General features: G+C 54.2%; 24 protein-coding genes. 18 read left to right on the top strand and 6 right to left on the bottom strand.

The genetic code is table 11. The features are described 5' to 3' along the window. The first annotated feature begins 7 nt into the window (after positions 1-7). Positions 8-2,554, top strand: coding sequence for a class I adenylate cyclase (cyaA, locus tag OGV65_RS10060; RefSeq protein WP_286454911.1), 2,547 nt, complete (start codon positions 8-10; stop codon positions 2,552-2,554). 40 nt (positions 2,555-2,594) lie between these two features. Here cyaA and cyaY read toward each other — a convergent pair whose 3' ends face one another. Next, positions 2,595-2,915, bottom strand: a complete 321-nt coding sequence (gene cyaY, locus OGV65_RS10055; protein ID WP_003828967.1) for an iron donor protein CyaY — start codon at positions 2,913-2,915, stop codon at positions 2,595-2,597. Positions 2,916-3,053: 138 nt separating this feature from the next. Here cyaY and lptM point away from each other — a divergent pair, with 138 nt between their 5' ends. From lptM to corA, 8 genes are all read left to right on the top strand, one after another. Beyond that, positions 3,054-3,257 (top strand): LPS translocon maturation chaperone LptM, encoded by a 204-nt coding sequence (gene lptM, locus OGV65_RS10050; protein ID WP_003017937.1) that lies wholly within the window; start codon positions 3,054-3,056, stop codon positions 3,255-3,257. Positions 3,258-3,305: 48 nt separating this feature from the next. Next, a complete protein-coding gene (dapF, locus tag OGV65_RS10045) occupies positions 3,306-4,130 on the top strand; it encodes a diaminopimelate epimerase (protein WP_016155126.1) in 825 nt (274 codons plus the stop codon). Next, positions 4,127-4,834: a DUF484 domain-containing protein gene (locus tag OGV65_RS10040; protein WP_103767363.1), complete on the top strand. Its 708-nt coding sequence runs from the start codon at positions 4,127-4,129 to the stop codon at positions 4,832-4,834. Before dapF ends, OGV65_RS10040 begins: the two co-directional genes overlap by 4 nt. Further along, the gene (gene xerC, locus OGV65_RS10035) at positions 4,831-5,733 is read left to right on the top strand and encodes a tyrosine recombinase XerC (RefSeq protein WP_046274891.1); all 903 of its coding nucleotides are present in this window, start codon (positions 4,831-4,833) and stop codon (positions 5,731-5,733) included. The genes OGV65_RS10040 and xerC overlap by 4 nt, the downstream gene beginning before the upstream one ends. Beyond that, positions 5,733-6,449, top strand: coding sequence for a 5-amino-6-(5-phospho-D-ribitylamino)uracil phosphatase YigB (gene yigB / locus OGV65_RS10030; RefSeq protein ID WP_016155129.1), 717 nt, complete (start codon positions 5,733-5,735; stop codon positions 6,447-6,449). The genes xerC and yigB overlap by 1 nt, the downstream gene beginning before the upstream one ends. A gap of 88 nt (positions 6,450-6,537) precedes the next feature. Next, complete coding sequence (uvrD, locus tag OGV65_RS10025) at positions 6,538-8,700, top strand: DNA helicase II (RefSeq protein ID WP_003828957.1); 2,163 nt, start codon at positions 6,538-6,540, stop codon at positions 8,698-8,700. A 265-nt stretch (positions 8,701-8,965) separates the two neighbouring features. Then, positions 8,966-9,022 (top strand): YsgD/CorL family protein, encoded by a 57-nt coding sequence (ysgD, locus tag OGV65_RS10020; RefSeq protein ID WP_212723238.1) that lies wholly within the window; start codon positions 8,966-8,968, stop codon positions 9,020-9,022. Between the two features lie 154 nt (positions 9,023-9,176). Then, the gene (corA, locus tag OGV65_RS10015; RefSeq protein ID WP_003017920.1) at positions 9,177-10,127 is read left to right on the top strand and encodes a magnesium/cobalt transporter CorA; all 951 of its coding nucleotides are present in this window, start codon (positions 9,177-9,179) and stop codon (positions 10,125-10,127) included. 41 nt (positions 10,128-10,168) lie between these two features. Here the strand turns inward: corA and rarD are convergent, their stop codons facing one another. Further along, on the bottom strand, positions 10,169-11,062 hold the full coding sequence (gene rarD, locus OGV65_RS10010; protein WP_016155131.1) for an EamA family transporter RarD: 894 nt from the start codon (positions 11,060-11,062) through the stop codon (positions 10,169-10,171). A 51-nt stretch (positions 11,063-11,113) separates the two neighbouring features. Beyond that, positions 11,114-11,581, bottom strand: a complete 468-nt coding sequence (gene yigI / locus OGV65_RS10005; protein WP_003017917.1) for an acyl-CoA thioesterase YigI — start codon at positions 11,579-11,581, stop codon at positions 11,114-11,116. Between the two features lie 165 nt (positions 11,582-11,746). On the opposite strand from yigI, the gene pldA reads away from it, so the two are divergent. The 3 genes from pldA (at position 11,747) to rhtC (ending at position 15,219) form a co-directional block, all read left to right on the top strand. Continuing rightward, on the top strand, positions 11,747-12,616 hold the full coding sequence (gene pldA / locus OGV65_RS10000; protein WP_016157849.1) for a phospholipase A: 870 nt from the start codon (positions 11,747-11,749) through the stop codon (positions 12,614-12,616). A gap of 88 nt (positions 12,617-12,704) precedes the next feature. Next, positions 12,705-14,534 carry an ATP-dependent DNA helicase RecQ gene (recQ, locus tag OGV65_RS09995; protein WP_286454907.1) on the top strand — a complete coding sequence of 610 codons (1,830 nt, stop codon included), beginning with the start codon at positions 12,705-12,707 and terminating at the stop codon, positions 14,532-14,534. A gap of 64 nt (positions 14,535-14,598) precedes the next feature. Beyond that, positions 14,599-15,219: a threonine export protein RhtC gene (gene rhtC, locus OGV65_RS09990; RefSeq protein ID WP_019078428.1), complete on the top strand. Its 621-nt coding sequence runs from the start codon at positions 14,599-14,601 to the stop codon at positions 15,217-15,219. Positions 15,220-15,263: 44 nt separating this feature from the next. On the opposite strand, the gene rhtB is transcribed toward rhtC, so the two are convergent. Beyond that, a complete protein-coding gene (gene rhtB / locus OGV65_RS09985) occupies positions 15,264-15,884 on the bottom strand; it encodes a homoserine/homoserine lactone efflux protein (protein WP_003828938.1) in 621 nt (206 codons plus the stop codon). A 110-nt stretch (positions 15,885-15,994) separates the two neighbouring features. On the opposite strand from rhtB, the gene pldB reads away from it, so the two are divergent. From pldB to OGV65_RS09970, 3 genes are all read left to right on the top strand, one after another. Then, positions 15,995-17,011 (top strand): lysophospholipase L2, encoded by a 1,017-nt coding sequence (pldB, locus tag OGV65_RS09980; protein WP_003017911.1) that lies wholly within the window; start codon positions 15,995-15,997, stop codon positions 17,009-17,011. 15 nt (positions 17,012-17,026) lie between these two features. After that, positions 17,027-17,827, top strand: a complete 801-nt coding sequence (yigL, locus tag OGV65_RS09975) for a sugar/pyridoxal phosphate phosphatase YigL (protein WP_008787091.1) — start codon at positions 17,027-17,029, stop codon at positions 17,825-17,827. An 80-nt stretch (positions 17,828-17,907) separates the two neighbouring features. Continuing rightward, positions 17,908-18,807: a carboxylate/amino acid/amine transporter gene (locus OGV65_RS09970; RefSeq protein ID WP_141876190.1), complete on the top strand. Its 900-nt coding sequence runs from the start codon at positions 17,908-17,910 to the stop codon at positions 18,805-18,807. Here OGV65_RS09970 and metR read toward each other — a convergent pair. Then, entirely contained in the window at positions 18,695-19,648 is a 954-nt protein-coding gene (gene metR / locus OGV65_RS09965; RefSeq protein ID WP_003017908.1) for an HTH-type transcriptional regulator MetR, read from the bottom strand. The two genes, OGV65_RS09970 and metR, sit on opposite strands and share 113 nt — an antisense overlap. A 234-nt stretch (positions 19,649-19,882) precedes the next feature. On the opposite strand from metR, the gene metE reads away from it, so the two are divergent. Next, entirely contained in the window at positions 19,883-22,144 is a 2,262-nt protein-coding gene (gene metE, locus OGV65_RS09960) for a 5-methyltetrahydropteroyltriglutamate--homocysteine S-methyltransferase (RefSeq protein WP_286454906.1), read from the top strand. 102 nt (positions 22,145-22,246) lie between these two features. Here the strand turns inward: metE and OGV65_RS09955 are convergent, their stop codons facing one another. After that, entirely contained in the window at positions 22,247-23,053 is an 807-nt protein-coding gene (locus OGV65_RS09955; RefSeq protein WP_016155137.1) for a dienelactone hydrolase family protein, read from the bottom strand. 265 nt (positions 23,054-23,318) lie between these two features. On the opposite strand from OGV65_RS09955, the gene udp reads away from it, so the two are divergent. Both udp and rmuC read left to right on the top strand, forming a co-directional pair. Continuing rightward, positions 23,319-24,080, top strand: coding sequence for a uridine phosphorylase (gene udp, locus OGV65_RS09950; protein ID WP_006686084.1), 762 nt, complete (start codon positions 23,319-23,321; stop codon positions 24,078-24,080). A gap of 140 nt (positions 24,081-24,220) precedes the next feature. Next, positions 24,221-25,651, top strand: a complete 1,431-nt coding sequence (rmuC, locus tag OGV65_RS09945; protein ID WP_019078423.1) for a DNA recombination protein RmuC — start codon at positions 24,221-24,223, stop codon at positions 25,649-25,651. The last annotated feature ends 46 nt before the right edge of the window (positions 25,652-25,697 follow it).

Genomic DNA, 25,697 nt, shown 5'->3' with positions numbered 1-25,697 from the left:
ATACGTCTTGTACCTCTATATTGAGACTCTGAAACAGAGACTGGATGCCATAAATCAACTGCGTGTGGATCGCGCGCTTGCTGCCATGGGACCTGCCTTCCAGCAGGTATACAGTCTGCTGCCGACATTATTGCACTACCACCATCCGCTGATGCCGGGTTACCTTGATGGTAACGTTCCCAAAGGCATATGCCTTTACACGCCTGATGAAACCCAACGCCACTACCTGAACGAACTGGAACTGTACCGCGGTATGCCACCGCAGGATCCTCCCAAGGGCGAACTGCCTATCACCGGCGTTTACTCAATGGGCAGCACCTCTTCGGTAGGGCAAAGCTGTTCCTCTGACCTTGATATTTGGGTCTGCCATCAATCCTGGCTGGATAGCGAAGAGCGCCAGCTGCTGCAGCGTAAATGTAGCCTGCTGGAAAGCTGGGCCGCCTCGCTGGGCGTGGAAGTCAGCTTCTTCCTGATTGATGAAAACCGTTTCCGCCACAATGAAAGCGGCAGTTTGGGTGGTGAAGACTGTGGCTCGACGCAGCATATCCTGTTGCTTGATGAATTCTATCGCACCGCTGTGCGTCTCGCGGGTAAACGTATTCTGTGGAATATGGTGCCGGGCGACGAAGAAGAGCATTACGACGATTACGTCATGACGCTTTACGCACAGGGGGTGTTAACGCCAAACGAATGGCTGGATCTCGGCGGACTCAGTTCGCTCTCCGCCGAAGAGTACTTTGGCGCCAGCCTCTGGCAGCTGTACAAGAGTATCGACTCCCCGTACAAAGCGGTATTGAAAACGCTGCTGCTGGAAGCTTATTCCTGGGAATACCCCAATCCACGCCTGTTGGCGAAAGATATTAAACAGCGCCTGCACGATGGTGAGATCGTCTCTTTTGGTCTCGACCCTTACTGCATGATGCTGGAGCGCGTTACCGAGTACCTCACGGCGATCGAAGACCCGACTCGTCTGGATTTAGTGCGTCGATGTTTCTACTTAAAAGTGTGTGAGAAACTGAGCCGCGAGCGCGCCTGCGTGGGCTGGCGTCGTGAAGTATTAAGTCAGTTAGTGAAAGAGTGGGGCTGGGATGACGCCCGTCTGACTATGCTGGATAACCGCGCTAACTGGAAGATTGACCAGGTACGCGAAGCGCATAACGAACTGCTCGATGCGATGATGCAGAGCTATCGTAACCTGATCCGTTTTGCCCGCCGAAATAACCTTAGCGTGAGCGCCAGCCCGCAGGATATCGGCGTGCTGACCCGTAAGCTGTATGCCGCGTTTGAAGCATTGCCAGGTAAAGTAACGCTGGTGAACCCGCAGATATCTCCGGATCTCTCGGAACCGAATCTGACCTTTATCCATGTGCCGCCGGGCCGTGCCAACCGTTCGGGTTGGTATCTCTATAACCGCGCGCCTAACATGGACTCGATCATCAGCCATCAGCCGCTGGAATATAACCGCTACCTCAATAAACTGGTGGCGTGGGCCTGGTTCAACGGCCTGCTGACCTCGCGTACGCATTTATTTATTAAGGGCAACGGCATTGTTGATTTGCCGAAGCTGCAAGAAATGGTCGCCGACGTGTCGCACCACTTCCCGCTGCGACTGCCAGCGCCAACGCCGAAAGCGCTCTATAGCCCGTGCGAGATTCGCCACCTGGCGATTATCGTTAACCTTGAATATGACCCGACGGCAGCATTTCGCAATCAGGTGGTACATTTTGATTTCCGTAAGCTGGACGTCTTCAGCTTTGGTGAAGAACAAAATTGCCTGGTGGGTAGCGTCGATCTGCTGTACCGCAACTCGTGGAATGAAGTGCGTACGCTGCACTTCAACGGTGAGCAGGCGATGATTGAAGCGTTAAAAACGATTCTCGGCAAAATGCACCAGGATGCCGCGCCGCCGGATAGCGTCGAGGTTTTCTGCTATAGCCAGCATCTGCGCGGTTTAATTCGCACCCGCGTGCAGCAACTGGTGTCTGAGTGCATCGAGTTGCGCCTCTCCAGCACCCGTCAGGAAACCGGACGCTTCAAAGCGCTGCGCGTTTCCGGGCAGACGTGGGGTCTGTTCTTCGAGCGCCTGAACGTCTCGGTACAGAAGCTGGAAAACGCGATTGAATTTTATGGCGCGATTTCACATAACAAACTGCACGGGCTTTCCGTTCAGGTTGAGACCAATCATGTGAAACTCCCGTCAGTGGTTGACGGTTTTGCCAGCGAAGGGATCATTCAGTTCTTTTTCGAAGAAACGGGTGATGAGCAGGGCTTTAATATCTACATTCTGGATGAGAGTAATCGGGCTGAGGTGTATCACCACTGCGAAGGCAGCAAAGAGGAGCTGGTACGCGATGTCAGCCGTTTCTACTCGTCGTCGCACGATCGCTTTACCTACGGCTCCAGCTTCATCAACTTTAACCTGCCGCAGTTCTATCAGATTGTGAAAACCGACGGGCGCGCGCAGGTGATCCCGTTCCGTACCCAGCCGATTAGCGCCGTGCCGCCCGTCAGTCAGGAAAACGACACTCCGCAGTTACAGCAGTATTTCTCGTGAGTATGATGCCGGATAAGCGAAGCGTATCCGGCAATAAAACTTAACGGAAGCTCACCTCTTCACCCGCCTGCTGTGTCGCCGCCTGTTCTAGCAGATCCCAGAACGTTTCGCCGCTACGATCGCAGATCCACTCGTCGCCTTTCAGGTCAAAGTGGTAGCCGCCCTGTTTGGTTGCCAGCCACACCTGATGCAGCGGCTCCTGACGGTTAATAATAATTTTGCTGCCGTTTTCGAAGCTGATGGTCAGCACGCCGCCGTTGATCTCACAATCGATATCGCTGTCGCCATCCCAGTCATCCAGACGCTCTTCAATGGTCATCCACAGGGTGTCAGCAAGGCGATGAAATTCACTGTCGTTCATTTTCTTATCCTGTTTTTCGTGATGACGGCAGTATAACCTGAAACAAAACGCGTTGCAGATTACAGGCTAACTCTTGCTTTTACGCCTTCTCCTGCGATGATAGAAAACAGAAAGCATGAACTTTACAGGCAATCGATAATGAAAAACGTGTTAAAGCCACTCGCTGTCATTTTTACTCTGTTCAGCCTGACGGGCTGTGGGCTAAAAGGCCCGCTCTATTTCCCGCCAGCAGATAAAACCGCGCCGCCTCCGACCAAGAGCGTTCAGCCGCAATCACAATCCACCACGCCAGAGAAAAACGATCGTGGGATTAGTGACGGGCCTTCTCAGGTGAATTACTGACGGCAGGAATAGATGTATATTTCTGTACCCGCGTGAACGGAGTGAATGATGCAATTCTCTAAAATGCATGGCCTTGGCAACGATTTTATGGTCGTCGACGCGGTAACGCAGAATGTCTTTTTCTCACCAGAGCTGATCCGCCGCTTGTCCGACAGGCATCTCGGCGTTGGATTTGATCAACTGCTGGTGGTTGAACCTCCGTATGATCCGGAGCTGGATTTCCACTACCGTATTTTTAATGCCGACGGTAGTGAAGTGTCACAGTGTGGCAATGGCGCCCGCTGTTTTGCCCGCTTTGTTCGCCTGAAAGGGCTGACCAATAAGCGTGATATTCGCGTCAGTACCGCTAACGGTCGTATGGTATTAACCGTAACCGACGACGAGCTGGTACGGGTGAATATGGGTGAACCCAATTTTGAACCCGCGCAGGTTCCGTTTCGCGCCAACAAAGCAGAGAAGACCTATATTATGCGCGTGGCTGAACAGACAGTATTGTGCGGCGTGGTTTCAATGGGGAACCCGCACTGCGTAATTCAGGTTGATGATGTTGATACGGCCACGGTAGAAACGTTGGGGCCGGTTCTGGAAAGTCACGAACGCTTTCCTGAACGCGCCAATATCGGATTTATGCAGGTGGTAAAGCGCGAGCATATCCGGCTGCGCGTCTATGAGCGCGGCGCGGGTGAAACGCAGGCCTGCGGCAGCGGTGCGTGCGCCGCTGTTGCGGTTGGTATCCAGCAGGGCCTGCTGGCAGAAGAAGTGAGGGTGGAATTACCGGGCGGTCGACTTGATATCGCCTGGAAAGGTCCGGGTCATCCGCTGTATATGACTGGCCCGGCGGCACATGTCTACGACGGATTTATTCACTTATGAAGCAACCAGGGGAAGAACTACAGGAAACGCTCATGGAGCTGGACGACCGGGCGGTCGTCGATTACCTGCAACGTAATCCTGAGTTTTTTATCCGTAATGCCCAGGCAGTTGAAGCGATGCGTGTTCCACACCCGGTGCGGGGCACGGTCTCTTTAGTGGAATGGCATATGGCGCGGGCACGTAATCATATTAACGTGCTGGAAGAGAATATGGCGTTGTTGATGGACCAAGCCAACGCCAATGAAAGCCTGTTCTATCGTCTGTTAAATCTGCAAGCCCGGCTGGTATCGGCCAGCAGTCTTGACGACATGCTGATGCGATTTCATCGCTGGGCGCGTGAGTTAGGGCTGGCTGGGGCGACGGTTCGTCTGTTCCCGGATCGCTGGCGACTTGGTGCGCCATCAAAATTCACTCATCTGGCATTAAGCCGTCAGGCTTTTGAACCGCTGCGTATTCAGCGTCTGGGCCAGTCACAGCACTATCTTGGGCCGCTCAATGGCCCGGAACTTCTGGTCATGATGCCCGAGGCGAAAGCGGTAGGCTCGGTGGCGATGTCGATGTTGGGGCAAGATGGATCCCTGGGCGTGATGCTGTTCAGCAGTCGCGATGTTAATCATTACCAGCAGGGGCAAGGTACGCAATTACTGCAGGAAATTTCGCTGATGTTGCCGGAGCTGCTGGAGCGCTGGATTGAACGCGTATGACCGATTCACCCCTTTCTCAGGATGTGGCGCGCTTTTTACGCTATCTGGGCGTTGAGCGGCAGCTTAGCCCGATCACATTGCTGAATTATCAGCGTCAGCTTGATGCCATCATTGCGTTAGCCGGAGAGACCGGTCTGCAAAGCTGGCAACAATGTGACGCTTCGATGGTACGCAGTTTTGCCGTGCGCAGCCGTCGTAAAGGGCTAGGGCCGGCGAGCCTGGCGCTGCGTCTCTCCGCATTGCGCAGTTTCTTTGACTGGCTGGTTAATCAGGGCGAGCTGAAAGCCAATCCCGCAAAAAGTGTTTCCGCGCCGAAAGCACCGCGTCATCTACCTAAAAATATCGATGTCGACGACGTTAATCGTCTGCTGGATATCGACCTCAACGATCCCCTCGCCGTGCGCGACCGGGCAATGTTAGAAGTGATGTACGGCGCAGGGCTGCGTTTGTCTGAACTGGTTGGGCTGGATATTAAACATCTCGATCTCGACACCGGCGAAGTATGGGTGATGGGGAAGGGCAGTAAAGAACGTCGCCTGCCAATTGGCCGCAATGCAGTGGCGTGGATTGAGCACTGGCTGGACCTGCGGGGGCTATTTGGCAGCGATGACGATGCGTTATTCCTGTCAAAACTGGGCAAACGCATTTCTGCGCGTAATGTGCAAAAACGCTTTGCGGAATGGGGGATCAAACAGGGGCTGAACAGCCACGTACATCCCCACAAATTGCGCCACTCTTTTGCGACGCATATGCTGGAGTCGAGCGGCGATCTGCGCGGGGTACAGGAGTTATTGGGGCATGCTAATCTCTCCACTACCCAAATCTATACCCATCTTGATTTTCAACACCTGGCTTCAGTGTACGATGCGGCGCATCCGCGCGCCAAACGGGGGAAATAATGCGTTTTTACCGGCCTTTGGGGCGCATTTCTGCGCTCACCTTTGACCTTGATGACACCCTTTACGATAACCGTCCCGTTATCACACGCACCGAGCAGGAAGCGCTCGCGTTTGTACAGAATTACCATCCGGCGTTGAATTCGCTGCAAAATAGCGACCTACAGCGCTTACGTCAGGCCGTTCGCGACGCTGAGCCGGAAATCTACCACGACGTTACCCAATGGCGTCACCGCGCCGTAGAGCGCGCTATGCTGGAGGCGGGATTGTCAGAAGCAGAAGCCAGAATGGGGGCAAATGCGGCGATGATGAATTTCGCCAAATGGCGTAGCCGCATTGACGTCCCGCAGGCGACGCATGACACGCTGAAGGCGCTGGCCCGCAAATGGCCGCTGGTGGCGATCACCAACGGTAACGCGCAGCCAGAACTGTTCGGCCTGGGCGATTACTTTGAGTTTGTGCTGCGCGCCGGTCCCGACGGGCGATCAAAACCGTTCAGCGACATGTACGCGCTGGCGGCAGATAAACTGAAAATGCCTGTGGCTGAGATTCTGCATGTGGGCGATGACCTGACGACAGACGTGGCGGGGGCCATCCGTTGCGGTATGCAGGCCTGCTGGATCAAACCGGAAAATGCCGACCTGATGCAAACCGCAGACAGCCGTTTGCTGCCGCATATCGAAATTTCACAGTTGGCATCTCTGACCTCGCTGATATAATCACCAGCAGAACTCTGTATATATACCCAGCTTTTTGGCGGATGGCGCTACGCTTATCCGCCTTACCTACTTTTACGCGGCGGTGCCAATGGACGTTTCTTACCTGCTCGACAGCCTTAATGATAAACAGCGTGAAGCGGTGGCCGCGCCACGCAGCAACATGCTGGTTTTGGCCGGCGCGGGGAGTGGTAAAACTCGCGTGCTGGTGCACCGTATCGCCTGGTTACTGACGGTAGAGAACAATTCGCCATACTCCATTATGGCGGTGACCTTTACCAACAAAGCAGCGGCGGAAATGCGCCACCGTATTGGCCAGATCATGGGAACCAGCCAGGGCGGTATGTGGGTGGGTACATTCCACGGTCTGGCGCACCGTCTGCTGCGCGCGCACCATATGGATGCGAACCTGCCGCAGGATTTCCAGATCCTCGACAGCGAAGACCAATTGCGTTTGCTCAAGCGTTTGATCAAGGCGATGAATCTTGATGAGAAGCAGTGGCCGCCGCGTCAGGCGATGTGGTTTATCAATAGCCAGAAAGACGAAGGGCTGCGCCCGCACCATCTGCAGAGCTATGGCAACCCGGTTGAGCAAACCTGGCAAAAGGTGTATCAGGCCTATCAGGAAGCGTGTGATCGCGCGGGGCTGGTGGATTTCGCCGAGCTGTTGCTGCGCGCCCATGAACTGTGGCTCAACAAGCCGCATATCCTGCAGCACTACCGCGAACGCTTTACCAATATCCTGGTGGACGAATTCCAGGATACCAACAACATTCAGTACGCCTGGATCCGCCTGCTGGCGGGCGATACCGGCAAAGTGATGATCGTTGGCGATGATGACCAGTCGATCTACGGCTGGCGTGGGGCGCAGGTGGAAAACATCCAGCGTTTCCTCACGGATTTCCCGGGCGCAGAAACTATTCGCCTGGAGCAGAACTACCGCTCGACCAACAACATCCTCAGCGCGGCCAACGCCCTGATTGAAAACAACAACGGGCGTTTGGGTAAAAAGCTGTGGACCGATGGCGTCGACGGCGAACCAATTTCACTGTACTGCGCGTTCAACGAACTCGATGAAGCGCGTTTTGTGGTCAATCGTATCAAAACCTGGCAGGACAATGGCGGTGCGCTGGAACAGTGCGCCATTTTGTATCGCAGCAACGCCCAGTCGCGCGTGCTGGAAGAGGCGTTGTTACAAGCCAGCATGCCGTACCGTATCTATGGTGGGATGCGCTTCTTCGAACGCCAGGAAATCAAAGATGCGCTCTCCTACCTGCGCCTGATCGCTAACCGTAATGACGACGCCGCATTTGAACGCGTGGTGAATACGCCAACCCGCGGGATTGGCGATCGTACATTAGATGTCGTGCGTCAGACCTCCCGTGACCGCCAGCTTACGTTGTGGCAGGCCTGTCGTGAGCTGTTGCAGGAAAAAGCCCTCGCGGGTCGCGCCGCCAGCGCCTTACAGCGTTTTATGGAGCTGATCGATGCGCTGGCGCAGGAGACCGCCGATATGCCGCTGCACGTGCAGACTGACCGGGTGATTAAAGACTCCGGCCTGCGCATGATGTACGAGCAGGAAAAAGGCGAGAAGGGTCAGACGCGTATCGAAAACTTAGACGAACTGGTGACGGCAACGCGCCAGTTCAGCTACAACGAAGAAGACGAAGACTTAATGCCGCTACAGGCGTTCCTGTCACACGCCGCGCTGGAAGCAGGCGAAGGGCAGGCGGATACCTGGCAGGATGCGGTACAACTGATGACGCTGCACTCGGCGAAAGGTCTGGAGTTCCCCCAGGTATTTATCGTGGGTATGGAAGAAGGCATGTTCCCCAGCCAGATGTCGCTGGACGAAGGTGGGCGCCTCGAAGAAGAGCGCCGCCTGGCTTACGTAGGCGTGACCCGGGCGATGCAAAAGCTGACGCTGACCTACGCCGAAACGCGTCGTCTGTACGGCAAAGAGGTTTACCACCGTCCGTCGCGCTTTATCGGCGAACTGCCGGAAGCGTGCGTTGAAGAGGTTCGCCTGCGCGCCACGGTTAGCCGCCCGGTGAGCCATCAGCGGATGGGCACGCCAATGGCGGAAAATGATACCGGCTACAAGCTCGGCCAGCGCGTGCGCCACGCTAAGTTTGGTGAGGGCACCATCGTCAATCTGGAAGGAAGCGGTGAGCATAGTCGTTTGCAGGTCGCGTTCCAGGGGCAAGGGATCAAATGGCTGGTGGCAGCCTACGCCAGACTGGAAACGGTTTGATCGGTTTGGCTTTGCCGGATGGCGACGCTGGCGCGTCTTATCCGGCCTACAGACCGGGTAACATTTTGATTTCCAGGCCGGACAAGGCGAAGCCGCCATCCCGCTATCTGTCGGTTAATATTCTGAAATCATAGATAAATAATTCCCCTCTGCTAACCTTTCTGTATAAGGGGAAATTATTACTTTTTCGCCATCCGTTGCGTGTTGACGTCAAAATTTTGCTGGCGTAACATGCGCGCACGATTACGCTAAGAGGACATTCGCCTTGGACACACCCAGTAGATACTGGCTCATTATCCTGTCATCCAGGATCAACTCCTAAGGCTATCCCTTTTTGCTGATAGCCTTCGCGGTTGTCAGCGACCTTCTGTTTTTTCCCGTCGCGCTGAGTCAGGCTGTTTAATGGTCTGAAACCCAATTTGTTTCTGTGTGCCCTCCGAACTGTCCGATAATTTTTTGCATTGGGAGTCCCGGTCATGCTGAGCGCATTTCAACTGGAAAACAATCGTTTAACTCGCCTTGAGGCAGACGAAATCGAGCACCTGGCCAGTTCGGTTTGGGTCGATTTAGTCGAGCCGGATGACGAAGAACGAAACCGTGTGCAAAAGGACTTGGGCCAGAATCTGGCTACGCGCCCTGAACTGGAAGACATCGAAGCATCTGCGCGTTTTTTTGAAGACGAAGACGGTCTGCACATTCACTCCTTCTTCTTCTATGAAGATGCCGACGATCACGCGGGTAACTCAACCGTCGCATTTACCATTCGCGAAGGTCGCCTGTTTACTCTGCGCGAGCGCGAGCTGCCGGCATTCCGCCTGTACCGCATGCGTGCGCGTAATCAGGCGATGGTGGATGGCAACGCTTACGAGCTGCTGCTCGACCTGTTCGAAACTAAAATTGAACAGTTGGCGGATGAGATCGAAAATATCTACAGCGACCTGGAAAAACTCAGCCGTGTGATCATGGAAGGGCGTCAGGGTGATGAATATGACGAAGCGCTTTCGACGCTGGCGGAACTGGAAGATATCGGCTGGAAGGTCCGCCTGTGTCTGATGGATACCCAGCGCGCACTGAACTTCCTGGTGCGTAAAGCGCGTTTGCCGGGGAGTCAGCTGGAACAGGCGCGCGAGATTCTGCGCGATATCGAATCCCTGCTGCCGCACAACGAATCACTGTTCCAGAAGGTTAACTTCCTGATGCAGGCGGCGATGGGCTTTATCAATATCGAGCAGAACCGCATCATCAAGATCTTCTCGGTGGTCTCTGTGGTGTTCCTGCCGCCGACGCTGGTGGCTTCCAGCTACGGCATGAACTTTGAGTTCATGCCGGAACTGCACTGGAGCTTCGGTTACCCAGGGGCGATTGTCTTTATGATGCTCGCGGGTCTGGCACCGTATCTGTACTTTAAGCGCAAGAACTGGCTGTAATGGCTGTGCCGGATGGCGGTTACGCCTTATCCGGCACTTCTTCAGCTCCGACGTACCCGTCGTTGCGTATAAATCGCATCCATCACGAAAACTGCCAGCGCCACCCAGATAAACGCAAACGTGACCATTTTATCCGCTCCCGGAACTTCACCGTAGAAAGTGACGGCCAGCAGGAACATTAGCGTGGGTCCGATATACTGGAAGAAACCCAGCGTGGACAGACGCAGGCGGGTCGCCGCGCCGGTAAAGCACAGCAGCGGAATGGTGGTCACGACACCTGCAGCAATCAGCAGCAGATTGAGCGACATGGGGTTTTGCCCCATATGGCTGGTTGGGCTGTCCGCAATGCCAAACAGATAGATGGCCGCAACGGGTAAAAGCCACAGGGTTTCGATCAGCATGCCGGTTTGTGCTTCGACGGCAATCTTCTTGCGTACCAGACCATAGAAAGCAAAACTGAACGCCAGGCCCAACGCGATGATTGGCAGCGATCCGAAGGTCCACAGCTGTACCAGTACGCCGCAGGCGGCTAACAGTACCGCCAGCCACTGCATGCGACGAAAGCGCTCGCCGAGGAAAAGCATTCCCAGCACAATATTCACCAGCGGGTTAATAAAATAGCCCAGGCTGGCTTCCAGCATATGATGATTATTGACCGCCCAAATGAACAGCAGCCAGTTTCCACCGATGAGCACTGCAGAGAGCGCCAGCAGGAAGATCTTCTTTGGCGTTTGTAGCAGTGTTTTGATGCCCGACCACTGGCGGCTGATGCTCATCAGTACCACCATAAAGAAAAATGACCAGATGACGCGATGCGTCAGGATCTCATCCGCCGGGACATAGTAAATCAGCTTGAAGTAGGCAGGAGCGATACCCCAAATAAAATAAGCAGCAAGAGCGAGTAACACGCCCTGCCGCGTTTGTTTAGCATCCATCGGGAAAACTCATTTCAGAAATGTAACAGCAGTTTACCTTTTTTTGAGCACTTACCCCACCATATAAGTGGCGGTTGCGCTGGCAATATAAAGCTGTTCTTCGTTATGCAGTTCCACGCGCGCAACGGCGACTTTATTCCCCGCCCGCAGCAGGCTACTGGTGGCGGTAAAGCGATTTCCTCTCCCCGGGCGCAGGTAATCAACGCGCAAATCGATTGTCCCCATACGTGACATTCGCTGACGCAGTTCGTCCTCGCTGATCGTCTCATGGCGGGTCAGCGTACTGCCAACGCACACCAGCCCGGCGGCAACGTCCAGCGCCGACGCGATCACGCCGCCATGTAGAATGCTTTGCGCCCAGTTGCCGACCATCATCGGTTGATTATTAAAGGCTAATTGAGCAAATTCTTTCTCATAGCGTTCAAGCTCCAGACCCAGAGCCCGGTTAAACGGCATGTGATAGACAAACATTTCACCCACTAACTTCAGCGCTTCCTCAGCAGTAAGTACGGCAGACATACGATCCCTACATCTCAATGGTTAATGAAATGTTGATATTATGCTTATTATTTGTTGTTTTCTACTTTAGGACGGGATAACTAACGAGGAACTCGCTAAGTATGTAGAATACTTGCCAGATAATTATACAATTCATCAATATTTTGGTTCAGGAGAACATTACCGATGCGGGCGATTCTGGGATGGTTACTACCAGCAGTCATGCTGCCGTTGACCGCGTATGCGCAGGAAGCGACAGTGAAAGAGATTCATGATGCACCGGCGGTTCGCGGCAGTATTATCGCTAACATGCTGCAGGAGCATGACAACCCTTTCACGCTTTATCCTTATGAGACCAACTATCTCATCTACACCAATACTAGCGACATGAACAAAGAGGCGATCAGCAGCTATAGCTGGTCCGAAAATGCGCGCAAAGATGAGGTTAAGTTTCAGCTAAGCCTGGCGTTTCCGCTCTGGCGCGGAATATTAGGCCCGAACTCGGTACTCGGCGGTTCCTATACCCAGAAGTCCTGGTGGCAGCTTTCGAACAGTGAAGAGTCTGCACCGTTTCGCGAAACCAACTATGAACCGCAATTGTTCCTCGGTTTCGCCACCGACTATCGCTTTGCCGGTTGGACGCTCCGCGATGTCGAAATGGGCTATAACCATGACTCCAATGGTCGATCCGACCCCACCTCACGTAGCTGGAACCGCCTTTACACCCGGCTGATGGCTGAAAACGGTAACTGGCTGGTGGAAGTTAAGCCGTGGTACGTTATCGGCAGCACTGACGATAACCCTGATATCACCAAATATATGGGCTACTATCAGTTGAAAATGGGTTATCACCTGGGTGACGCGGTGATCAGTGTGAAAGGCCAGTACAACTGGAATACCGGCTACGGCGGCGCAGAGCTGGGGGCCAGTTATCCCATTACCAAGCATGTGCGTCTTTATACCCAGGTCTACAGCGGCTACGGCGAATCACTGATTGACTACAACTTCAATCAGACCCGTGTTGGCGTGGGTGTAATGCTTAACGATATCTTCTGACAGATATTGAGAGTATTTTAATCATTGCAGTTTCTCTCTCAGGCGCTGAAAATAGCGCCTGTTTTTATTTCAGGCTAATGGGGTTAATGTGGCGCAGGCGGAAGTGTTGAATCTGGAAATGGGCGCTAAACAGGTTTTGCAGGAAACCTTTGGCTACCAACAGTTTCGCCCTGGTCAGGAAGAAATCATTGATACCGTGATCGCTGGTCGCGACTGCCTGGTCGTTATGCCGACCGGTGGCGGAAAATCCCTGTGCTATCAAATTCCCGCATTATTGCTTAACGGCCTCACCGTTGTTGTTTCTCCGCTGATTTCTCTGATGAAAGATCAGGTCGATCAACTGCTTGCCAACGGCGTGGCGGCCGCATGTCTGAACTCCACCCAAAGCCGTGAGCAGCAGCTTGAGGTGATGGCAGGCTGTCGTAGCGGGCAGATTCGCTTACTGTACATTGCGCCCGAACGCCTGATGCTGGATAACTTCCTTGAAAATCTGGCGCACTGGAACCCGGTGCTGCTGGCGGTTGATGAAGCGCACTGTATTTCGCAGTGGGGGCATGATTTCCGCCCGGAATACGCCGCGCTGGGGCAGTTGCGTCAACGTTTCCCAACCCTGCCGTTTGTCGCGCTGACCGCGACCGCGGACGAGACAACCCGGCTGGATATTGTGCGTCTGCTGGGGCTCAACGACCCGTTAATTCAGATCAGCAGCTTTGATCGCCCGAATATTCGCTACATGTTGATGGAGAAGTTTAAGCCGCTCGATCAACTGATGCGCTACGTGCAAGAGCAGCGCGGTAAGTCCGGTATTATTTACTGTAACAGTCGCGCTAAAGTAGAAGACACCGCCGCGCGTCTGCAAAGCCGAGGCATTAGCGCCGGGGCTTATCATGCCGGGCTGGAAAACGCTGTACGTGCAGAAGTGCATGAGAAATTCCAGCGTGATGACCTGCAAATCGTGGTGGCGACCGTAGCGTTCGGTATGGGAATCAACAAACCTAACGTACGCTTCGTGGTGCATTTCGATATTCCGCGCAACATCGAGTCCTATTACCAGGAAACCGGCCGCGCCGGGCGTGACGGCCTGCCTGCGGAAGCAATGCTGTTTTACGATCCGGCTGATATGGCATGGCTGCGCCGTTGCCTCGAAGAGAAACCCGCCGGGCAACTGCTGGATATCGAACGGCATAAGCTCAATGCGATGGGGGCGTTTGCCGAGGCGCAAACCTGTCGTCGTCTGGTGCTGTTGAACTATTTTGGCGAGGGGCGTCAGGAGCCGTGTGGTAACTGCGACATCTGTCTCGACCCGCCAAAACAGTACGACGGACTCATGGATGCGCGCAAAGCGCTGTCGACTATCTACCGTGTTAATCAACGCTTTGGTATGGGTTATGTCGTGGAGGTTCTGCGCGGAGCGAATAACCAGCGAATTCGCGAGCTGGCCCATGACAAGCTGCCGGTCTATGGCATTGGTCGTGAGCAAAGCCATGAACATTGGGTAAGCGTTATCCGCCAGCTTATTCATCTTGGGCTGGTGACGCAGAATATTGCTCATCACTCCGCGTTACAGCTAACCGAAGCCGCGCGTCCGGTACTGCGTGGTGATGTTGCGCTACAGCTTGCGGTACCGCGTATTGTGGCGCTGAAACCGCGAGCGATGCAGAAATCCTTCGGTGGCAACTACGATCGCAAACTGTTCGCCAAATTGCGGAAGCTGCGTAAAGCCATTGCTGATGAAGAAAATATCCCGCCGTATGTAGTGTTCAACGATGCCACGCTGATTGAAATGGCTGAGCAGATGCCGGTTTCACCGAGCGAAATGCTGAGCGTTAATGGCGTGGGGATGCGTAAACTTGAGCGTTTTGGCAAAGAGTTTATGGCGCTTATTCGCGCGCACGTTGATGGTGACGACGAAGAGTAGTCAGCCAGGCAAAAAAGTGCCAGGATGGTGACTCACTGAACTATTTCCCCCGCGAGTCATTTTTATGTTAACGCTATTTTTCACCGTTGCGTTGGTGCATATCGTTGCGCTGATGAGCCCTGGTCCCGACTTTTTCTTTGTTTCTCAAACAGCGGTTAGCCGTTCGCGCAAAGAAGCCATGATGGGCGTGCTGGGTATTACTTGTGGCGTCATGGTCTGGGCTGGCATAGCGCTGCTCGGCCTACATCTGATTATCGAAAAAATGGCCTGGCTGCACACCATTATTATGGTGGGCGGGGGGCTGTATCTGTGCTGGATGGGTTATCAGATGCTACGCGGCGCGTTTAAAAAACAGGATGTTGCGACTCCCACTCCGCAGGTTGAGCTGGCGCAGAGCGGACGCAGCTTTTTGAAGGGGCTGCTGACCAACCTGGCGAACCCTAAAGCCATTATCTATTTTGGCTCCGTGTTCTCATTGTTCGTTGGCGATAACGTGGGAACGGGCGCACGCTGGGGGATCTTTGCCCTGATCATCGTGGAAACGTTGGCGTGGTTTACCGTAGTCGCCAGCCTGTTTGCACTGCCGAAAATGCGTCGTGGCTATCAGCGTCTGGCGAAGTGGATTGATGGTTTTGCCGGTGCGCTGTTTGCGGGCTTCGGTATCCACCTGATTATTTCGCGTTAAGTTTCTTCCGGGCCGGATAAGCGCAAGCGCCTCCGGCACCTTCATCAGGCATGCCGTGCCGAGGCTAACAAGGCGCCTATCAGCATAAACAGCGAGCCAAACACTTTGTTTAACGCTTTCATTTGCTTTGGCCCTTTAATCCAGCCAGCAATGCGCGTGGCCAGCGTCGCGTAACCGATCATCACAATGATATCGACCACGATGGTCGTGACGCCAAGCACCACGTACTGCATTAACTGCGGTTCCTGCGGCAGGATAAACTGCGGGAACAGGGCGGCAAGGAAAACAATGCTCTTGGGGTTGGTCAGATTAACAAAGACTGCGCGTTTGAACAGGCGGCTGCGCGATTGCGTATTCGCCATGGTGTTCAGATCGATAGCACCCGCCGCCCGCCATTGCTGAATACCCAGCCAAATCAGATAGGCCGCCCCCGCCCACTTCAGCACCTCAAATGCGATAACCGAACGTGAAAATAGCGTTCCCAGTCCTACGCCAACCAGAACGATATGAATGCCAAGTCCTGTCTGCAAACCAGCAATCGACGCGCTGGCGCCGCGATAACCGTGACTGATGGCAGTGGTCATGGTGTTGATTGCGCCAGAGCCTGGAGACAAGCTCAAAATAATAGAGGTCAACAGGTAGGCGAACCACCATTCAAAGGTCATGAGAAACTCCCGGATTGTCTATTTTTATGCCACAATACGCTACTGCCGTTAGGTTGTGTCAGCGACGGCGAAAAAAACGATTTTACTTGGTCAGCGAGGCTGGATACCCGATGTTTCAGCAGCAAAAAGACTGGGAAACAAGAGAAAACGCGTTTGCTGCTTTTTCCATGGGGCCACTGACAGATTTCTGGCGTCAGCGGGAAGAAGCGGAATTTACGGGCGTGGATGATATCCCCGTCCATTTTGTGCGTTTTCACGCAGAAAAAAACGATCGCGTCATCGTCGTCTGTCCTGGACGCATTGAAAGCTACGTGAAATACGCTGAACTGGCGTATGACCTGTTTCATTCTGGTTTTGACGTCCTCATTATCGATCACCGTGGACAGGGGCGTTCCGGGCGTATGCTTTCGGACCCGCATCGCGGTCATGTCGATAACTTTAATGACTATGTCGACGATTTAACCGCCTTCTGGCAGCAGGAAGTGCTACCCGGTCCGTGGAGAAAGCGCTATATACTGGCGCATTCAATGGGCGGTGCGATAGCCACGTTATTCTTGCAGCGCCACCCGAATCAGTGTGATGCCATCGCGCTTTGCGCGCCGATGTTTGGTATTGTGATGCGCTTTCCCGACTGGATGGTACGCCACATTCTGGACTGGGCTGAAGGGCATCCGCGGATCCGCGAAGGTTATGCGATGGGTACCGGGCGCTGGCGGGCGCTGCCATTCGGTATGAATGCGTTAACCCATAGTCGACAGCGCTATCGGCGCAATCTACGCTTCTATGCGGATGAGCCACGGCTGCGCGTTGGCGGCCCCACCTACCACTGGGTACGTGAAGGTATTCTGGCAGGCGAACAGGTTCTGGCTGGAGCAGGAGACGACGCGACGCCGACGTTGCTGATTCAGGCCGAAGAAGAGCGTGTGGTAGATAACCGCATGCACGATCGTTTTTGTGAACTCCGCGCCGCAGCGGGCCATCCCGTAGAAGGGGGGCAGCCGCTGGTCATCAAAGGCGCGTACCATGAGATCCTTTTTGAAAAGGACGCAATGCGCTCAGTCGCGCTTAACGCTATTGTCGAATTTTTCGACAAGCATAACTCATCCAGCGGAACCCGCTTTGCCTAGAGGTTGAATTTTCTTATGTATCAGGTTGTTGCGTCTGATTTAGACGGTACGCTGCTTTCTCCCGACCATACTCTGTCCCCTTATGCCAAAGAGACGCTGAAGTTATTGACCGCTCGTGGCGTTAACTTCGTGTTTGCGACTGGCCGTCATCATGTTGATGTGGGGCAAATTCGCGATAACCTCGGCATTAAAACCTACATGATCACGTCCAACGGCGCGCGGGTGCATGATTCTGACGGGAATCTGGTGTTTTCGCATAACCTGGATCGCGACATTGCCAGCGACCTGTTTGGCGTAGTGAATGCAAACCCGGACATCGTGACCAACGTTTATCGTGATGATGAGTGGTTTATGAACCGCCATCGCCCGGACGAAATGCGCTTCTTCAAAGAAGCAGTGTTTAACTATTCACTGTTTGAACCTGCGCTACTGGAGCCGGAAGGCGTGAGTAAGGTGTTTTTCACCACCGATTCTCACGAAAGGCTGCTGCCGCTGGAACAGGCGATTAACGCTCGCTGGGGCGACCGCGTCAACGTCAGTTTCTCTACGCTTACCTGCCTGGAAGTCATGGCTGGCGGCGTATCGAAAGGTCATGCGCTGGAAGCGGTAGCGAAAGCGATGGGCTACAGCCTGAAAGATTGCATCGCTTTTGGCGACGGAATGAACGATGCGGAAATGCTCTCCATGGCAGGGAAAGGCTGCATTATGGGCAATGCTCACCAGCGCCTGAAGGATCTGCATCCGGAACTGGAAGTCATTGGTCTTAATGCCGACGATGCCGTGCCGCATTATCTGCGTGAGCTGTTTTTGCAGTAATGTTTTTGTTCGTTAGTTGACCAGATGTCAACTTAAAACTTCGCTACAATGGGCGTACCTTTTGTTAAGAGACATCCATTGTGGCGTTACTCATCATTACCACAATTCTGTGGGCCTTTTCCTTTAGCCTGTTTGGCGAGTACCTTGCCGGTCATGTCGATAGCTATTTTGCGGTGCTGGTGCGCGTTGGGCTGGCGGCGCTGGTGTTCCTGCCGTTTTTACGTACCCGTGGACATAGCGTAAAAACCATCGCGCTGTATATGCTGGTGGGCGCCATGCAGCTTGGCATTATGTATATGCTGAGTTTTCACGCCTATCTGTACCTGACGGTATCAGAACTGCTGCTCTTTACCGTGCTGACGCCGCTCTACATTACGCTGATTTATGACCTGATGAGCGGACGTCGTCTGCGCTGGAGCTACGCCTTCAGTGCGTTGCTGGCGGTGATTGGTGCGGGGATCATTCGTTACGATCAGGTGACCAGCCACTTCTGGACCGGCCTGCTGCTGGTGCAGTTGTCCAATCTCAGCTTTGCCATTGGCATGGTGGGCTACAAGCGTCTGATGGAAACGCGGCCAATGCCGCAGCACAACGCCTTTGCCTGGTTTTACATGGGGGCCTTTATGGTGGCGGTCGTGGCCTGGTTCATGCTGGGGAATGCGCAGAAAATGCCTGCAACCACGCTACAGTGGGGAATTCTGGTCTTTCTTGGCGTGGCAGCGTCCGGCATTGGTTACTTTATGTGGAACTACGGCGCGACCCAGGTGGATGCGGGGACGCTGGGCATCATGAACAATATGCATGTGCCGGCCGGGCTGCTGGTTAACCTGGCTATCTGGCATCAACAGCCTCACTGGCCAAGCTTCATCATTGGTGCGGCTGTGATAGTGGCTTCACTGTGGGTACATCGAAAGTGGGTCGTTCCGCACTCCGTACAAACGGCAGGTGATCGCAGGCGTGATTCCGCGCTGAGCGAATAAACGCTTCCGTGACCGGCTGTCGCTGCTCGCCATCGCGCACGGCGGCGTACAGCCGGCTCCACAATCCATCACCCAGGGTTTTGGTCACCACCAGGCCCTGGCGTTCAAAACTCTCCACCACCCAGTGCGGTAAAGCTGCAATACCCATTCTGGCTGCAACCATCTGAATCAGCAGCAGGGTGTTATCTACGCTCTTCAGCGACGGACTAACGCCCGCAGGCTGCAAGAAATGCCGCCAGACATCCAGTCGACTCCGTTGCACCGGGTAAATAAGCAGCGTCTCACTGGCTAAATCCTCCGGCGTGATCTGCGTCTTGCTGGCCAGCGGATGGTCCGGCGCCAGTACAAGGCGGACTTCAAAATCGAACATCGGCGAGTAGTGCAGTCCGCTACGCGGCAGAATGTCGGATGTCAGCACCAGATCCAGCTCATCCTGTTGTAGCGCTGGTTGCGGATCGAACGTCACGCCGGATTTAAAGTCCATCTCCACCTGCGGCCAGTTGGCACGAAAATTCTCCAGCGCGGGCGTCAGCCATTGAATACAGCTATGGCATTCAATAGCGATCCGCAGCCGGGTTTGCTGCGGTTCGTTGCAGGCCTGCAGCGCACGACCAATTTGCGGCAACACCTGATTTGCTAACTGCAGCAAAATTTCGCCTTGAGGCGTAAAGCGCAGAGGCTGGCTTTTACGGATAAAAAGTCGAAAGCCAAGGCGCTGTTCCAGATCGCTGAATTGGTGAGAGAGGGCGGATTGGGTCTGATGCAACGTCGCCGCTGCGGCCGCCAGCGAACCACTATTCCGCAACGCCTGGAGCGTTTTCAGGTGTTTAATCTCGATCATGAAAGTCCTTCACTTCGGCATGAACAAATTGCGCTTGAGGAATATACAGTAACTGTCAATTATGGATGTGTAAACATCTGGACGGCTAAAATCCTTCGTCTTTTAAATTTATGGTGCGTTGGCTGTATTTTTCCACCCCAGTCACTTACTTCAGTAAGTTCCTGGGATGAATAAACTTGCCACCTTCCCTAAATTAAAAATCAATAGGATTTACATATAATTAGAGGAAGAAAAATGACAATACTTAATCACACCCTCGGTTTCCCTCGCGTTGGCCTGCGTCGCGAGCTGAAAAAAGCGCAAGAAAGCTACTGGGCGGGAAATTCTTCCCGTGAAGATTTGCTAACCGTTGGCCGCGAGCTGCGTGCCCGTCACTGGGATCAGCAGAAGCAGGCGGGCGTTGACCTGCTGCCGGTGGGCGATTTTGCCTGGTACGATCACGTGCTGACCACCAGCCTGCTGCTCGGCAACGTTCCGGCTCGTCATCAAAATAAAGACGGCTCGGTCGATATCGATACCTTATTCCGCATTGGCCGTGGCCGCGCACCAACCGGGGAGCCCGCGGCGGCGGCAGAAATGACCAAATGGTTTAACACCAACTATCACTACATGGTGCCAGAGTTCACCAAAGGTCAGCAGTTCAAACTGACCTGGACCCAACTGTTGGATGAAGTGGATGAAGCGTTGGCGCTCGGTCACAAGGTGAAACCTGTGCTGCTGGGACCGGTAACTTATCTGTGGCTGGGGAAAGTAAAAGGCGAACAGTTTGACCGCCTGAGCCTGTTGAACGATATTCTGCCGGTTTACCAGCAGGTGCTGGCTGAGCTGGCGAAACGCGGTATTGAGTGGGTGCAGATTGATGAACCGGCTCTGGTGCTGGAGCTGCCTCAGGTTTGGCTGAACGCCTTCAAACCGGCGTATGACGCGCTGACGGGTCAGGTGAAGCTGCTGCTGACCACCTACTTCGAAGGCGTAACGCCAAACCTGGATACCATTACCGCGCTGCCGGTGCAGGGGCTGCACGTTGACTTCGTGCACGGTAAAGATGATGTGGCCGAGCTGCACAAGCGTCTGCCTGCCGACTGGTTGCTGTCAGCGGGGCTGGTGAACGGTCGCAACGTCTGGCGTGCCGATCTCAGCCAAAAATACGCGCAAATTAAAGATATCGTCGGGAAACGAGACCTGTGGGTAGCTTCTTCCTGCTCCTTGCTGCACAGCCCAATCGATCTCAGCGTGGAAACCCGCCTTGATGCAGAAGTGAAGAGCTGGTTTGCCTTCGCCCTACAAAAATGCGGCGAGCTGGCGCTGCTGCGTGATGCGTTGAACAGCGGTGATACGGCGGCAATTGTGGCGTGGAGCGCACCGATCCAGGCTCGTCGTCACTCTACCCGCGTACACAACGCCGCAGTGGAAAAACGTCTGGCGGCGATCACCGCCCAGGACAGCCAACGTGCCAACGCTTACCCGGTTCGCGCCGAAGCGCAGCGTGCCCGCTTTAATCTGCCGGCATGGCCGACCACCACTATCGGCTCATTCCCGCAAACCACGGAAATTCGCGGCCTGCGTCTGGACTTCAAAAAGGGCAACCTGGATGCCGGTAACTACCGCACCTGTATCGCGGAACATATCAAACAGGCGATTGTTGAACAGGAACGTCTGGGGCTCGACGTGCTGGTGCACGGTGAAGCCGAACGTAACGACATGGTGGAATATTTTGGCGAGCACCTGGACGGATTCGTCTTTACTCAGAATGGTTGGGTGCAGAGCTACGGCTCTCGCTGCGTGAAGCCGCCGGTGGTCATTGGCGATGTCAGCCGCCCGGAAGCGATCACCGTGGAGTGGGCGAAGTATGCCCAGTCGCTGACCGACAAACCGGTAAAAGGCATGTTGACCGGTCCGGTGACCATTCTCTGCTGGTCATTCCCGCGTGAAGACGTGACGCGTGAAACCATCGCTAAGCAGATTGCGCTGGCGCTGCGTGATGAGGTAGCGGATCTGGAAGCGGCGGGTATTGGCATTATCCAGATTGACGAACCGGCACTGCGCGAAGGTCTGCCACTGCGCCGCAGCGACTGGGCGGCGTATCTGGAGTGGGGCGTGGAAGCCTTCCGCATTAACGCGGCGGTGGCGAAGGATGAAACCCAGATCCACACCCACATGTGTTACTGCGAGTTCAACGACATCATGGACTCCATTGCGGCGCTGGACGCGGACGTGATCACCATTGAGACTTCACGCTCTGATATGGAGTTGCTGGAATCGTTTGAAGAGTTTGACTATCCGAACGAAATCGGGCCGGGCGTATACGATATTCACTCGCCGAACGTCCCGAGCGTGGAGTGGATTGAAGCCCTGCTGAAGAAAGCCGAGCAGCGTATTCCGGCCGAGCGTCTGTGGGTCAACCCGGACTGCGGCCTGAAAACGCGCGGCTGGCCGGAAACCCGCGCCGCGCTGGCGAACATGGTCAAAGCCGCGCAGAACCTGCGTCAGGCGTAATTCCGTGCCGGTGGCCGGGAAGCGCAAGCGCTTACCCGGCTTACAGGAAATAGCAAGAGTTGTAGGCCCGGTAAGGTGTAGTCGCCGCCGGGCAATTAACGTTTATTTCTTCCCGCCGTATTGTGTGAACCACTCCAGCATTCTCAGCCAGCCATCTTTCGCGGACTCTTCGTGATAGCTCGGACGATAATCGGCGTTAAAGGCATGTCCGGCATCCGGATAGACCACGATTTCCGCTTTTGCATTGGCGGCGCGCAGCGCCTGACGCATTGTTTCAACGGTATCTTGCGGAATACTGGTGTCCTGGCCGCCATAAAGTCCCAGAACGGGGGCGTTAAGATCGGTCGCGATATCAACAGGATGTTTCGGTGAGTTGAGGGTTTTATCGCCCACCAGTTTGCCATACCACGCTACCGCCGCTTTTAACTGCGGATTATGAGCTGCATACAGCCAGGTGATGCGTCCACCCCAGCAAAATCCGGTGATCATCAACTGGTGGGCATCTCCTCCGTTACGAGAAGCCCAACTGGCGACGTGATCCAGATCGGCCAATACCTGAGAGTCAGGCACTTTGGCGACAAGGCTGCTGAGCAACGTGGGGATATCGGCAAAGTCATTGGGATCGCCTTCACGAAAATAGAGCTCTGGTGCGATAGCCAGATACCCTTCCAGAGCCAGACGGCGGCAAACGTCACGAATGTGTTCATGAATGCCAAAAATCTCCTGCACGACAATGACCACAGGCAGCGGGCCATCGGACTGTTTTGGTCGTGCGTGATACGCTGGCATATCATCGCCTTGTGAAGGTATGGACGTTACACCGGCGATAATGGCGTTATCCGGAGTGTGAACCGTGGTAGACGTCGGTGGAGATACAGCAGGTGCAAAGCCAGATTGTCGTGTTGTCATGGTATTCTCCGTACCCTTAAATATTCAGCCAAAAAGCGCATTGTTAACTATAGACACATGCAACGAACCACATTGCCTTAAACGGTCTATCTTTTGTGCAGGGCTTCCTTACATCGCATCATTTATGTGATTCAAGTCACTATTTTATGGTAATGGAATGCAATTGATTTACATCATAGTGATGACTGTCACGAAAATATGTTCATGCCTTCGGTAAAGTGTGTTTTTGCTTCTTCTGACAAAACCGATTCACAGAGGAGTTTTTATGTCTAAGTCTGATGTTTTTCATCTCGGCCTCACTAAGAACGATTTACAAGGGGCTCAGCTCGCTATCGTCCCTGGCGACCCGGAGCGTGTGGAAAAGATCGCCGCGCTGATGGATAAGCCGGTTAAGCTGGCATCTCATCGCGAGTTCACTACCTGGCGTGCTGAGCTGGATGGTAAAGCCGTGATCGTGTGCTCTACCGGTATCGGCGGTCCGTCAACCTCTATTGCCGTAGAAGAACTGGCACAGCTGGGCATTCGTACCTTCCTGCGTATCGGTACGACTGGCGCCATTCAGCCACATATCAACGTAGGTGATGTACTGGTCACCACAGCATCTGTCCGTCTGGACGGTGCAAGCCTGCACTTCGCGCCAATGGAATTCCCGGCCGTCGCGGACTTCGAGTGCACCACCGCGCTGGTGGAAGCGGCGAAATCTATCGGCGCCACCACCCACGTAGGCGTTACCGCGTCTTCTGATACCTTCTATCCGGGCCAGGAGCGTTATGACACCTTCTCTGGTCGCGTAGTGAGCCGTTTCAAAGGCTCAATGGAAGAGTGGCAGTCTATGGGTGTCATGAACTACGAAATGGAATCTGCTACGCTGCTCACCATGTGCGCAAGCCAGGGTCTGCGTGCTGGTATGGTCGCGGGGGTTATCGTGAACCGTACTCAGCAAGAGATCCCTAATGCGGAAACGATGAAACAAACAGAAAGCCACGCGGTGAAAATCGTGGTGGAAGCTGCGCGTCGTTTACTGTAATTCTCCCGTCTATTCAAAAAGGCCGACGCGTTCGGCCTTTTTATTTTGCGTAGTGCCTCGCAGGAAATTCCTTTTAAACTGGACGTTTATACAGCACAATTCTATTTTGTGCGGGTAAGTCGTTGCTGTAAGGGGGCGTTGTGGATATTTCAATTATGATGAGTGCCGTGCTGGCGTTAGCCGCAGGGCTGCTGGTGGGGTGGCTAGCAACAAAAGCGCACGCCGATCGGATCCGTGCCGATCTCATCGAAGAACGACGCGAACTGGATATTGCGCTAAGCGCCGCCCGCCAGCAGCTCTCACAGGAAGCCCACTGGCGCGATGAGTGCGAACTACTCAATAACGAATTGCGCAGCCTGCACAGCATCAACACCTCTCTGGAAGCCGATCTTCGTGAAGTCACTACCCGACTGGAAGCGACGCAGCAGCATGCGGAAGATAAAATCCGCCAGATGATCAACAGCGAACAGCGTCTGAGCGAACAATTTGAAAATCTGGCGAACCGTATTTTCGAGCACAGCAACCGTCGTGTAGATGAGCAAAATCGCCAAAGCCTGAACAGCCTGCTTACACCGCTTCGCGAACAACTGGACGGTTTTCGACGCCAGGTTCAGGATAGCTTTGGTAAAGAGGCGCAAGAACGCCATACTCTGGCGCACGAAATTCGTAATCTGCAGCAACTGAACGCGCAGATGGCGCAGGAAGCGGTAAACCTGACGCGGGCATTAAAAGGCGATAACAAAACGCAGGGCAACTGGGGCGAGGTCGTACTCACGCGGGTGCTTGAGGCTTCCGGTCTGCGCGAAGGCTATGAATACGAAACCCAGGTCAGCATTGAGAACGATGCCCGTTCGCGGATGCAGCCAGATGTCATCGTCCGGTTACCGCAGGGCAAAGATGTGGTGATCGACGCGAAAATGACGCTGGTCGCCTATGAACGCTATTTTAATGCTGAAGATGAATACACCCGCGAGAGCGCGTTGCAGGAGCACATCGCCTCGGTACGAAACCATATCCGTCTGCTGGGGCGCAAAGACTATCAGCAGCTTCCTGGGCTGCGCACACTTGACTATGTGCTGATGTTTATCCCCGTTGAGCCTGCTTTTTTATTGGCGCTCGATAGACAGCCTGAACTGATTACCGAAGCCCTTAAAAATAACATTATGCTGGTTAGCCCTACCACGTTGTTGGTGGCATTGCGCACGATTGCCAACTTGTGGCGCTACGAGCATCAGAGTCGTAATGCGCAACAGATTGCCGATCGGGCCAGCAAACTTTATGACAAGATGCGTTTGTTTGTGGATGATATGTCGGCAATTGGCCAAAGCCTGGATAAAGCTCAGGATAACTACCGACAGGCGATGAAAAAACTCTCTTCAGGCCGTGGAAACGTCCTGTCACAGGCAGAAGCGTTTCGCAGTTTAGGCGTGGAAATTAAGCGCGAGATTAATCCTGAACTGGCTGAACAAGCCACTACGCAGGATGAAGAGTACCGCTTGCGTTCGGTTCCTGAAACGCAGCAGGATGAACCTTACCCTGATGATGAAGCGGTAAACCAGCAATCAAACTAGTCCGTTTGGGGTAGTTGAACCGGGCAGAAGGGTAGGGCAAATTGGC

Source organism: Citrobacter sp. Cb004, assembly GCF_030337065.1.
In the GTDB taxonomy this organism is placed as follows: Bacteria; Pseudomonadota; Gammaproteobacteria; order Enterobacterales; family Enterobacteriaceae; genus Citrobacter; species Citrobacter braakii.
The sequence above is the reverse complement of the archived record's forward strand: the minus strand, read 5'-3'. Positions and strand labels throughout refer to the sequence as shown.